12 protein-coding genes are annotated in these 10,343 nt (G+C 59.8%); 3 read left to right on the top strand and 9 right to left on the bottom strand.

Translation table 11 applies throughout. From position 1 onward, the window contains the following. The 3 genes from creC to BLX42_RS02450 all read right to left on the bottom strand — a co-directional run. Positions 1-1,126, bottom strand: a 1,126-nt coding sequence (creC, locus tag BLX42_RS02460; protein ID WP_161871066.1) for a two-component system sensor histidine kinase CreC, incomplete at its 3' end; no start/stop codon positions are given. Further along, positions 1,126-1,806, bottom strand: a complete 681-nt coding sequence (gene creB / locus BLX42_RS02455) for a two-component system response regulator CreB (RefSeq protein WP_115273075.1) — start codon at positions 1,804-1,806, stop codon at positions 1,126-1,128. The genes creC and creB, both read right to left, overlap by 1 nt. Positions 1,807-2,006: 200 nt before the next feature. Then, on the bottom strand, positions 2,007-2,507 hold the full coding sequence (locus BLX42_RS02450; protein WP_012316630.1) for an ATP-dependent zinc protease: 501 nt from the start codon (positions 2,505-2,507) through the stop codon (positions 2,007-2,009). A gap of 182 nt (positions 2,508-2,689) precedes the next feature. Between BLX42_RS02450 and BLX42_RS02445 the strand changes: the two genes are divergently transcribed. Further along, the gene (locus BLX42_RS02445; RefSeq protein WP_161871065.1) at positions 2,690-3,577 is read left to right on the top strand and encodes an acyltransferase; all 888 of its coding nucleotides are present in this window, start codon (positions 2,690-2,692) and stop codon (positions 3,575-3,577) included. Positions 3,578-3,596: 19 nt separating this feature from the next. On the opposite strand, the gene BLX42_RS02440 is transcribed toward BLX42_RS02445, so the two are convergent. The 3 genes from BLX42_RS02440 to BLX42_RS02430 all read right to left on the bottom strand — a co-directional run bounded on the left by BLX42_RS02440 (position 3,597) and on the right by BLX42_RS02430 (position 4,895). Continuing rightward, positions 3,597-4,172, bottom strand: a complete 576-nt coding sequence (locus BLX42_RS02440) for a DUF2780 domain-containing protein (protein WP_115273077.1) — start codon at positions 4,170-4,172, stop codon at positions 3,597-3,599. A gap of 183 nt (positions 4,173-4,355) precedes the next feature. Next, complete coding sequence (locus tag BLX42_RS02435; protein WP_161871064.1) at positions 4,356-4,628, bottom strand: DUF3077 domain-containing protein; 273 nt, start codon at positions 4,626-4,628, stop codon at positions 4,356-4,358. Between the two features lie 18 nt (positions 4,629-4,646). Further along, positions 4,647-4,895 carry a hypothetical protein gene (locus BLX42_RS02430; RefSeq protein WP_046787518.1) on the bottom strand — a complete coding sequence of 83 codons (249 nt, stop codon included), beginning with the start codon at positions 4,893-4,895 and terminating at the stop codon, positions 4,647-4,649. Between the two features lie 448 nt (positions 4,896-5,343). On the opposite strand from BLX42_RS02430, the gene BLX42_RS02425 reads away from it, so the two are divergent. Next, complete coding sequence (locus tag BLX42_RS02425) at positions 5,344-6,339, top strand: RHS repeat-associated core domain-containing protein (RefSeq protein WP_256671910.1); 996 nt, start codon at positions 5,344-5,346, stop codon at positions 6,337-6,339. A gap of 40 nt (positions 6,340-6,379) precedes the next feature. Next, positions 6,380-7,261 carry an RHS repeat-associated core domain-containing protein gene (locus BLX42_RS02420; RefSeq protein ID WP_161871063.1) on the top strand — a complete coding sequence of 294 codons (882 nt, stop codon included), beginning with the start codon at positions 6,380-6,382 and terminating at the stop codon, positions 7,259-7,261. A 45-nt stretch (positions 7,262-7,306) separates the two neighbouring features. On the opposite strand, the gene fdhA is transcribed toward BLX42_RS02420, so the two are convergent. The 3 genes from fdhA to BLX42_RS02405 form a co-directional block, all read right to left on the bottom strand. Then, on the bottom strand, positions 7,307-8,506 hold the full coding sequence (gene fdhA, locus BLX42_RS02415; protein ID WP_008095899.1) for a formaldehyde dehydrogenase, glutathione-independent: 1,200 nt from the start codon (positions 8,504-8,506) through the stop codon (positions 7,307-7,309). 273 nt (positions 8,507-8,779) lie between these two features. Then, entirely contained in the window at positions 8,780-9,637 is an 858-nt protein-coding gene (gene purU / locus BLX42_RS02410) for a formyltetrahydrofolate deformylase (protein ID WP_039603955.1), read from the bottom strand. 10 nt (positions 9,638-9,647) lie between these two features. Then, on the bottom strand, positions 9,648-10,280 hold the full coding sequence (locus BLX42_RS02405; RefSeq protein WP_046787515.1) for a sarcosine oxidase subunit gamma: 633 nt from the start codon (positions 10,278-10,280) through the stop codon (positions 9,648-9,650). Positions 10,281-10,343: the final 63 nt, after the last annotated feature.

The following is a 10,343-nucleotide window of genomic DNA, read 5'->3' as shown; positions in this document are numbered from 1 at the left end:
TGGCCAGCGCCTGGCGCATGAGAAACGGATCGCACAGCAGCCACAACCCCGCCGGCACCCGCTGGCGCACCTGCAAGCCGCTTGCGTCGATGCGTGCGGCATGCGCCAGCAGCAGCTCATCGACCAACGCCGCCAAGGCAACCTGCTGCTCATCTTCCAGCGCCTGCATCTGCTCGACCCGCGCCAGGTTTAGCAACCGCTCGATCATCTGCTGCAGCCGCTCGCTTTCGCGCTCGATGTTGCCGGCAAAACGCGCCCGCTGCTCGGCCGGCATATCACCCTGGAGCAATTCAGACGCACCGCGGATAGCCGCCAAAGGGCTCTTCAACTCGTGGGTCAGGGTATGCACGTAGCGTTCGACATACGCCTTGCCCTCAAGCTGTGTGCGCATGCGTTCCACCGCATTGGCCAGGTGCGCCAGCTCACCGCCCTTGTAGTAAGGCAGCGCGGCGCGCTGGCCTTCGCTGACCGCCTGCGCATAGCGGGCCAGCCTGCGCAGGGAGCGGGCCAGCCACCAGGACAGCGCGGCGCCGACCAACAGGCCCATGCCGATCAGCCCCAACCCCAGGCCAAGCAAACGCTGTTCGGAACGGTCGATGTACGGCTGCAGTGAACTGTTGGGCTTGGCCACGGTGACCACGCCGATAACCTTGCCCTGGTCAACGATCGGCGCGGCCACGTGCATCACCGAGGTGCTTTCATCCTCTTCGATGCTGCGGGTGGAACGGGCACCGTATTGGCCGCGCAGCGTCAGGTACACGTCGTTCCAGCGCGAATAGTCCTTGCCCAGGTCCTGGCCGCTGGAATCGAGCAGCACGATGCCTTGGGCATCGGTAACGTAGATGCGGTGGCTGACCTGGTTTTTGGCCAGGCCCCAGATCTGCGCGCCGGGGCTGCGCAAGCCATACGCCTTGAGCACCTCAGGCAGGCGGCTCTGGGCAAGGGTGCCGGCCTTGACGTCATCGTGAAGGATCTCGGCCAGCAGGTTGGCAGTGTCTACCAGGGTTTCCTCGGAAGACTGGCGTACCACGGGGCGAATCTGCTCGCGCACCGTATTGAGCAGGAAGTAACCCGCCAAGCCGACGAACAGGAAGTACACCAGAAAGATCCGAATGCCCAGGCGCATCAGGCGTGTTCCGGGCTGTAGCTGTAACCCAGCCCACGGTGGGTCTGGATCGGTTCGGCATGGGCAGCCACCTGCCGCAGCTTGGCGCGCAGGCTCTTGATATGGCTGTCGATGGTGCGCTCGTAACCCACGTCGGAGGCCACTCCCAGCGCATCGAGCAACTGTTCGCGGCTGAATACACGCTGCGGTTGCTCCAGCAGGCATTGCAGCAAACGGAATTCGTGGCGGGTCAGGCTCAGCGGCTGGCTACGGTAGCTGATCAGCATGCGCAGGGTGTCGAGCTGGAACACTGCCGTTTCGGCGGGTGGCTCGGCCCGTGGCGCCATGCGCTTGAGGATCGCCCGCACCCGAGCCGCCACTTCCCGCGGGCTGAAGGGTTTGACCACGTAGTCGTCGGCGCCTATTTCCAGGCCTACCACCCGGTCGATTTCACCGTCTCGGGCGCTGAGGAACATGACCGGCACCTCGGTGAACCGGCGTAGCTGGCGGCAGGTGTCAAAACCACTGATGTCGGGCAGCCCGATGTCGAGGATCACCAGGTCGGCCGGCCGCTGGCGCTGCTGCTCCAGGGCCGCGGTGCCCAGGGTCACCCACGCGGTGCTGTGGCCGTCGGCCTGCAGGGCGTAGATCAGGGTATCGGCGATGGCGGCTTCGTCTTCGACGATGAGAATGTGGGGCATGGCATCCGGCCTTGCTGAGAGCGAAGCTGGACATATAGGCAAGTTTCAATGAAGACGCAATCCTCTGTAGGAGCGGCCTTGTGTCGCGAAGGGGCGCGCAGCGGCCCCAATATCTGTGCTGCTGTGGATATTTTGGGGCCGCTGCGCGCCCCTTCGCGACACAAGGCCGCTCCTACATGAAGAGCGCGTCGCCCTGCGGATCAGCAGTCAGGCTTGCCCGCAGTGAAACGTTTGGCCGGGTTTACCGCAGCCTTGAACTCGCGCAACGCCTTGGCCCCCACCAGCAACGGATAGTTGAAGCTGCTGCGGTCGACCAGGTTCACTTCCACGGTGCGCTTCTCATCCCCCAGGCACAACTCAAGGTCGATTACCGGCCTGCGCGAAAGCTCGGGCGCATCGCCTTCATCGTCTTCGTCGGCGCGGTTCTTGATCTTGCTGATGCGCGAAACTTTATGCTCGTACACCTTGCCGTCGGACTCCTTGGTCGCCAGGCGGAAGCGCACCCAGTCCTCGCCATCGCGCGTGAAGCGCTCGATGTCCTTGGCCGACAGCGAAGCGGTGTACGCCCCGGTGTCCATCTTGGCCTTCAGGGTTTCGCCGAGTTCAGGCAGGGAGATGTTCTCATAACGGCCGTAAAGCGTAGGTTCTGCGGCCATTACCGGCAGCGCCAACAGCGACAACAGGGCTAGCATTGGTTTCACAGGCAGGCTTCCTTGAATGGGGTCAGTGCTTAGACTGTGCAAGCAGGATAGGTTCGCTGTCACAAGGGTAAACAACATAATGTGAAACATTTGTCCGCGCCGCTGGGCATTGGACATTTGGCGTAGGCTGCGGCGCTGCTTATCATTGCCGCCCGTTCAAATCCCACAACAAGAGTTTCCCTATGCGTCGCCTGCTGACCGGCATTCTTACGACCATCCTGCTGCTGCTCAACACCGTGGTGCTGATCTGCCCGCTGCTGGTCTTCGCCCTGCTCAAACTGGTGCTGCCGGGCCGGTGGCGTGACTACACCTCCGCTGCCGTAATGTGGGTCGCTGAAGCCTGGTCGGAAATCGACAAGGCCATTTTCGCCCTGTGCATCCCTACCCAATGGGACATCCGCGGCGTCGAGAGCCTGCGCAAGGACACCTCCTACCTGGCCGTGAGCAACCACCAGACCTGGGTAGACATCCCTGCGCTGATCGAAAGCCTCAACCGCCGCACGCCGTTCTTCAAGTTTTTCCTCAAGAAGGAGCTGATCTGGGTACCGCTGCTGGGCCTGGCCTGGTGGGGCCTGGATTACCCGTTCATGAAGCGCTACAGCAAGGCGTTTCTGGAGAAGCACCCCGAGCTCAAGGGCAAGGACCTGGAAATCACTAAAGCCGCCTGCGAGCTGTTCAAGCGCCAGCCGGTGACTGTGGTCAACTACCTCGAAGGCACCCGCTTCACCGAGGCCAAACGCCAGGCACAGCAGTCGCCATACCGTTACCTGCTCAAGCCCAAGGCCGGCGGCGTGGCGTTCGTGTTGGCGGCGCTGGGCGAGCAGCTCGATGCGCTGCTGGACGTGACCATCGTCTACCCCGGCAACAAGGCTCCGGGGTTTTGGGACCTGCTCAACGGCAGCATCAGCCGGGTGATCATCGACATTCAGGTGCGAGAGCTTGACCCTGCCCTGTGGGCAGGGGATTACGAGAATGATCCGGCGTTCCGCCAGGCAGTACAGGCCTGGGTGAATCAGCTGTGGATTGAGAAGGACCAGCGGATCGAGCAGTTGCGCGGGGAGATGGGCTGACCGCGGCCCTATAAGGCCCTCACACCGACGGCTGAGCCAAAGGCGCCGGGGTAGTCCACAGGCTGCCCAGATTCTGCAGCAATGAACCGGCAATCCCCTGCTGGCCCAGGTACTGCAAAATCAACGGCGCGAACTGCCCGATCATGCCCGTATCCATACCCAGCGCCTTGAAGGCATTGTCCAGGTCGCTGCGGTTCTCAACGTTGTTACCCAATGCATTGCTCAATGCCGACTGGTTTTGGCTGTTCTTGCCCAGCATTTCGCCCAGCCCACTCAACCCGCCCAACATGGCGGCGCCAGACAGCAAGTCCAGCCCCGGCACAGCCTGGGTCAGCTGACCGTAGTCGTCACTGCTCAGGTTGTTGCGCGCCAGCCCTAGCATCGCCCCTGCCCCGCCCACGGCCTGTTCCGGGGTGATGTTCAGTTCGCTGCCCAGGGTGTTGAGCAGATTGGCCTGCGCCTCAGGCGCCTGCACCTGGGCTTGCTGATTCTGGTTTTGCACGGCCGACACAGCATTGGCGGCATCGCTGAGGTTGAAGGCGAACACCGGGCTTGCGGCCAGGGTCATCAGGGTTGCCAGGGTGAATGCTTTCATCGGGGGGACCTCGTAGGCCGGAATGGCCTGGGAAACGAGGCATTCGACTGAGTGTTCAGAGGTTTGTTCCGGGCCGCGCATCGGGCAGGCCCGCATCAGCCCCCCGTTCAGCTGCAGGAGCGGCCTCGTGTCGCGAAAGGGCCGCAAAGCGGCCCCAGCAGCCCGACTGCAAGCCTCAGGTAATCAACGCATCCTGTTCCGGGCAATTTCGATGTCATCCATGATTGCCTTGGCAAATGCACTCAGGTAATCCGCCGCACCGAGCAGCTTGTGGTCATCCTCCATATCACCTTCGCGCACCAGGTGCTTGATGTACCCCAGCAGCACCGACACCTGTTCATAGGCGTGCTCGAACGGCACGCCCGGCATCACCCGGAAAATATGGCAGGGCTTGTCACCGGCCTCGCAGAACGTCTCGACGCCAACGGTCATGTTTGCGTGTGTGTCTTCACTCATCGTATTGCCCCCAAACCTTCACATGCGCTCAAGCGCATGCTCGATCAACGCATGTGCGGTATCGGCGCTATGCACGGCATTGGTGAGCATGTGCACGCCCGGCTCGCCGGTATGCGCGCGGCAATACTCGCCGACGACTTCAGAGATACCCAGCAGCATCTCGCTGGCGACCGCCAAGGCCTCGGGTGGGATCAGCTCGGGGTGGATGGAGGAATAGAGGGTGTTGAACAGTTTGAGGCGGGGTGGATCGGGGACTATTTTTTTCATCAAAACACCATGCAGTGTGAAGTGCCACCCGTCCGTTTCCACACATTAGGGTGACAGCTGTACACGGGGTGGAAAGACCGGTGCATGGTTAACCCGGCAGGCCCGAAGACCTCCCGCGTACAGCCGCCATATCGACAACAGCCATGCATCTTGCCGGGTTTCCACGCCCGATCGCTGAACCATTCAGCGACTCGATCAGGCTAGAGGGTGAGGATTCCAGGGGCAATCAGACGGCGGTCGACAGAATGCGTAGGGTATTTCCTAAGGCTAGGGATGACTAGTTTTTAGGTGTAAGAATTTTCTCGATCTTTTGTCAGATGTCAGAACAACCATGTTCAAGAACTAGCAGTTTTGCCAGTTGTGGATAGCTGCTAAGAACCAGACACTGTTACTTCGCTGCCCACCCTATTTCTAGGCAAACACCTTATCCTATACGAGGGAATCAACAGTGAGCAAAAGAATCGAGTGCAGCCAGTTAAACTTCTACCTAGGTGTAAACCTAGTGACCGTAAAGCGCGAAAAAAGAACGAGTACCGTTTTTCGTATGCTGGATACTCCCTTAGCCGAAAAAGAGCACGGTGATACAAGCCCGATCAAAATAATGGTAACCGACGGAAACGGGTCGATTCTACAGACAAACAGTCTTTCGGAGAACAGTTCTCTAACCTATACCGCTTACGGACACCACCTGAACAAACAATGCAACCCCTCTTTACTGGGCTTTAAGGGGGAGCGATACCAGCCAGAAACCGGTTGGTATTTGCTGGGCAATGGCCAGCGTGCGTACCATCCAACAATCATGCGATTTTTAAGTCCCGATAGCTTAAGCCCGTTTGGGGCTGGCGGCCTAAATGGTTACGCATTTGTCACTGGCGACCCCGTTAATTATAACGACCCATCGGGGCACTTCAGAATCTTCGGAAAAACCAACAGGTTTTCTGGTCAAGCTAAAAATACAGCCGGTTTTTTTGCTTACATGGCAAAACACCCCACGCGCAAGAACGCACAAGCGATCACTGTTGCTTCGCACGGCAAACAGGGCCGAATTGCAACTGAGCAAGGCAAACTCGACGGGCAGAAACTAGTTAAAAACCTAGAGAAACTAGGGTTTCCCACCAGCAAACATGACATACATATAATCTCCTGCAAGTCAGCCGATCCGACAGCAAACAACGGAACATCACTAATACAGTCGGTATCCAACATCACCAACCGTCGCGCCATTGGTTATTCAGGTACAGTCACTGCAACACCTTCTTTCAAATTTAATTCCAACAATGGCGGACAAGCCATAATCAACATAGCAATACATGAGAAGCAATCATTTTTCAAGCGAACACCCAACTTTAACTTCCAACGCAAAACCGCCACTCCGTCAGATAGCGCTATAACTTCTGCGGCCGAGCACGACCGTCAAATTATACGCAGTGGCGATGCGCTGTAATAATTTTCATTTCTATACTTACCCTACAAAGGACTGATTAATGAAAAAGCCATTAAGCAGCTCTCTCTTCTTCTACCAAAACGGGAAGCTCGTCACCGTAAAACAGGGCAACCAGCAACGCGCCATCTTGCGCAATGACGACATGCCCCTAGCTGAGGTTCAAACCGGCGACACGCCTGCCACCGGGTTGCTGGCAACCGATGACAAGGGTTCCGTTCTCAATGTTCAAGATACGGAGGACCTGGAAGGCCACAACTTTTCAGCCTACGGGCACGATCCGAACTTGCCCTCGATGCGAATAACGCTTGGCTTCAATGGCGAAGCTTACGTGCCAGGTGCGGCCTCCTACCTACTTGGGCTTGGATACCGCAGCTATTCTCCGCGCCTGAGACGTTTCCTGGCTGCAGACAGCTGGAGCCCATTCGGGCAGGGTGGGTTGAATGCTTACTGCTATTGCGAAGGTGACCCGGTCAATTTCATCGACTCAAGCGGGCATATGCCAAAAAGGGTGAGGCGGGTTGAACTCCCAAATGGCGATATATTCAAGGTTAGCAAGAACAGCGCCATGAATATCAGTCCGTCAACAGCAAAAAGTTCGTCGAATAGCTCGCTGACACCTTCTTCTCAAGCCGGAGGGCACACCGCTCATACAGAAGGCGGACTAACGTCGGGCGAAACAGCGGTCCGACGGGATTCGACCCCTACAATCCCAAAAATGCCAACGCCCGACTCGCCAATAGCATCGACGGATAGCTCACCTGCAGGATCACGCAGCGTGAGCCCGCTGCCCGATGCCGCGGCCCTGCAGCCGCTGTTCATCAGAAGCTTTGTTGAATCACAGCGGTCGGCGTTTCATTCCAAGGCTAGCGAAATCAGGCATCCCACTGATAAGTTCCCAAAGGCTCCGTCACGTTGGAACTAACGGATAGCAAAAAGCCCCACTCTCGTGGGGCTTTCTGTTTTTAAATTATGCCGCGCTAAACGTCTTGTGCGGGTCAATCACAAACTTCTTCGGCACCCCGGCATCGAACTCGCCATACCCTTCCGGCGCCTGATCCAGGCTGATCACCTGCACGCCTACGACCTCGGCGATATTGATGCGATCCCACATGATCGCCTGCATCAATTGGCGGTTGTATTTCATGGTCGGGGTCTGGCCGGTGTGGAAGCTGTGCGACTTCGCCCAGCCCAGGCCGAAGCGGATGCTCAGCGCGCCGATCTTGGCGGCGGCATCCACCGCGCCCGGGTCTTCGGTCACGTACAGGCCAGGAATACCGATGTTGCCGGCAACGCGGGTCACCTGCATCAGCGAGTTCAGCACGGTAGCCGGGGCCTCGTGCTTGGCGCCTTCATGACCATGGCCACGGGCTTCGAAGCCTACGGCATCGACGGCGCAATCCACTTCAGGCTCACCGAGGATATCGATGATCTGCTCGTGCAGCGGGGTGTCCTTGGACAGGTCGACCACTTCGAAGCCCTGGGACTTGGCGTGTGCCAGGCGCAATGGGTTGAGGTCGCCGACGATGACGCAGGCAGCGCCCAGCAGGCGGGCAGAGGCGGCGGCAGCCAGGCCGACCGGGCCAGCACCTGCGACGTAAACGGTGCTGCCTGGGCCTACGCCAGCAGTCACGGCACCGTGGTAGCCGGTTGGCAGGATGTCGGACAGGCAGGTCAGGTCACGGATCTTCTCCATGGCCTTGTCGCGATCGGGCAGTTTCAGCAGGTTGAAGTCGGCATACGGTACCAGCACGTATTCGGCCTGGCCGCCGGTCCAGTCGCCCATGTCGACATAACCGTAGGCACCGCCGGCACGAGCCGGGTTGACGGTGAGGCAGACACCGGTGTGCATCTCTTTGCAGGAGCGGCAGCGGCCGCAGGCGACGTTGAACGGCACCGACACCAGGTCGCCGATTTTCAGGCGTTCGACGTCACGCCCCATCTCGACGATTTCACCGGTGATTTCGTGGCCCAGGACCAGGCCGACCTGGGCAGTGGTGCGGCCGCGGACCATGTGCTGGTCGGAGCCACAGATGTTGGTGGAGACCACCTTGAGGATGACGCCGTGCTCGATCTTCTTGCCGCGCGGGTCCTGCATCTTCGGGTAGTCGATCTTCTGCACCTCGACCTTGCCAGCGCCCAGGTACACCACTCCACGATTGCCAGACATGCTCTTACCTCGCTTGATTTGTATTTATGCAGCGTTGGTTGAAGCGCCGCCGTCCATGGGCGACATGTGTTGCTGGAATGCAGGGAATTGTGGGCTTGATGGAGCGCGAGGCACTGACTGAAAACGACAGGGGGATGCCTTTTTACGGCAGGCCAAAAGCGGGGGCCGCTTTGCGGCCCTTTCGCGACACAAGGCCGCTCCTACAGGGGACGCGAATCGCCTGTAGGAGCGGCCTTGTGTCGCGAAAGGGCTGCGCAGCAGCCCCAGAATTGTTCAGAGAACGACAGTACGGTTGGCGTTGAGAAACACCCGCCGCTCGATGTGATACCCGACCGCCCGCGCCAGGGTCAGGCATTCGATGTCACGCCCCTTGGCAATCAGGTCCTCGGGGTAATGGCTGTGGTCCACCACCTCGACCCCCTGGGCAATGATCGGCCCTTCATCCAGGTCGTTGTTGATGTAGTGCGCCGTGGCGCCGACCATCTTCACACCCTTGTTGTACGCCTGGTGATAAGGCTTGGCGCCCTTGAACCCTGGCAGCAACGAGTGATGAATGTTGATCGCCCAGCCATCCAGACGCCGGCACAGTTCAGGCGACAGCACCTGCATGTAGCGGGCAAGGATAACCAGCTCGGCGCCGGTCTCTTCGATCACCTGCAGCACCTTGCGCTCTTGCCCGGCCTTGTCGTTGGGGTCGAGGGCGAAGTGGTAATAGGGAATCTTGTGCCAGTGGGCCAGTGGCTCGAGGTCGGGGTGGTTGGACACCACCGCGACCACGTCCATGCCCAACTGCCCGATACGCTGGCGATAGAGCAAATCGTTCAGGCAGTGGTCGGCCTTGGACACCATGATCACCACCTTGGGGCGGTGATTGGGTGCGGTCAGCTCGAACGCCATGCCGAACGCATCACCGCGCTCGGCGAGGCCGGCACGGAAACCGACCTCGTCAAAATCGTCCGGCTGGCGGAACTCGACGCGGATGAAAAAGCGCCCCGACTGCCGGTCATCGAAGGAGTGGTGCTCGGTGACGTAGCAGCGCTGCTCGAAGAGGTAACGCGTCACCACGTCGACGGTGCCGAGCATGCTCGGGCAGTCGGCGGTGAGAATCCAGGTATCCGGTGCCCGACTCATGTTGCTCTCCTTAGGCTTCGATGCTCAGGCCGTATTCGGCAGAAGCGTCCTGCAGCCACAGCCACCAGTAATCGGCGAAGCTGCGGCGAATCACCAGCTCCCAGGTGTCCTCGGCCGTGCGGCGAATCACCAGTTGCGACTTGGCGAACACGGTACCCACCGCCTTGCCGACCGGGAAGTTGTTCGGGTGAACATCATAGCTGGTGGACTTCATCAGCACTTCGCGCACGTGCGGGCCGCGCAGCTCCAGCAGGCTTTGCCCGCCGCTGACGTTGACCACCTGGATGTGCTGGCCTTCAAGGGCCGCGCGCAGCTTTTGCTCGACGGCGAACTCCTGGCCGCCAGGGACGATCAGCAGCCACTCATCAGGGCCGAGCCACTGCAGCGACATGTCGCTGTTGGCGACCACGGTCAGGGCCACTGGCAGCTCCAGGCCAAGGGCCTTGTGCACGCCTGCGGCGAACTCCGGGTCGTGGCCATTGCCACGAAGGGTCAGGTGGCCGAGGAATTTCTTTTCACGCAGGGTTACGCCTGCGTTCTTGCGGCCCTTGCCAACCAGGCTGGCCAGGTCGGCGTGGTGCAGCGGCGACTGAGCCTTGGCGTCGGCGCCGGGGTTTTGCTGGAAGACGTTGATAGCGCTCATTTCTTACCTGCCTTGAATTCTTGGTCGTCGATACGACGCAGCTTGCAGGGTGTGTTTGCCGGC

It is taken from the genome of Pseudomonas sp. SG-MS2 (genome assembly GCF_009933855.1).
GTDB classification, from domain to species: domain Bacteria; phylum Pseudomonadota; class Gammaproteobacteria; order Pseudomonadales; family Pseudomonadaceae; genus Aquipseudomonas; species Aquipseudomonas putida_E.
Note: the sequence above shows the minus strand (reverse complement) of the source record. Positions and strands in the feature narration are given on the sequence as shown.

What these genes read in the sequence shown, in the direction of transcription:
- BLX42_RS02435 (WP_161871064.1), bottom strand. Translation starts at nt 4,628, where the DNA reads ATGAGTGAAGACACACACGCAAACATGACCGTTGGCGTCGAGACGTTC.
- BLX42_RS02405 (WP_046787515.1), bottom strand. Translation starts at nt 10,280, where the DNA reads ATGAGCGCTATCAACGTCTTCCAGCAAAACCCCGGCGCCGACGCCAAG.
- purU (WP_039603955.1), bottom strand. Translation starts at nt 9,637, where the DNA reads ATGAGTCGGGCACCGGATACCTGGATTCTCACCGCCGACTGCCCGAGC.
- creB (WP_115273075.1), bottom strand. Translation starts at nt 1,806, where the DNA reads ATGCCCCACATTCTCATCGTCGAAGACGAAGCCGCCATCGCCGATACC.
- BLX42_RS02420 (WP_161871063.1), top strand. Translation starts at nt 6,380, where the DNA reads ATGAAAAAGCCATTAAGCAGCTCTCTCTTCTTCTACCAAAACGGGAAG.
- fdhA (WP_008095899.1), bottom strand. Translation starts at nt 8,506, where the DNA reads ATGTCTGGCAATCGTGGAGTGGTGTACCTGGGCGCTGGCAAGGTCGAG.
- BLX42_RS02430 (WP_046787518.1), bottom strand. Translation starts at nt 4,895, where the DNA reads ATGAAAAAAATAGTCCCCGATCCACCCCGCCTCAAACTGTTCAACACC.
- BLX42_RS02440 (WP_115273077.1), bottom strand. Translation starts at nt 4,172, where the DNA reads ATGAAAGCATTCACCCTGGCAACCCTGATGACCCTGGCCGCAAGCCCG.
- BLX42_RS02445 (WP_161871065.1), top strand. Translation starts at nt 2,690, where the DNA reads ATGCGTCGCCTGCTGACCGGCATTCTTACGACCATCCTGCTGCTGCTC.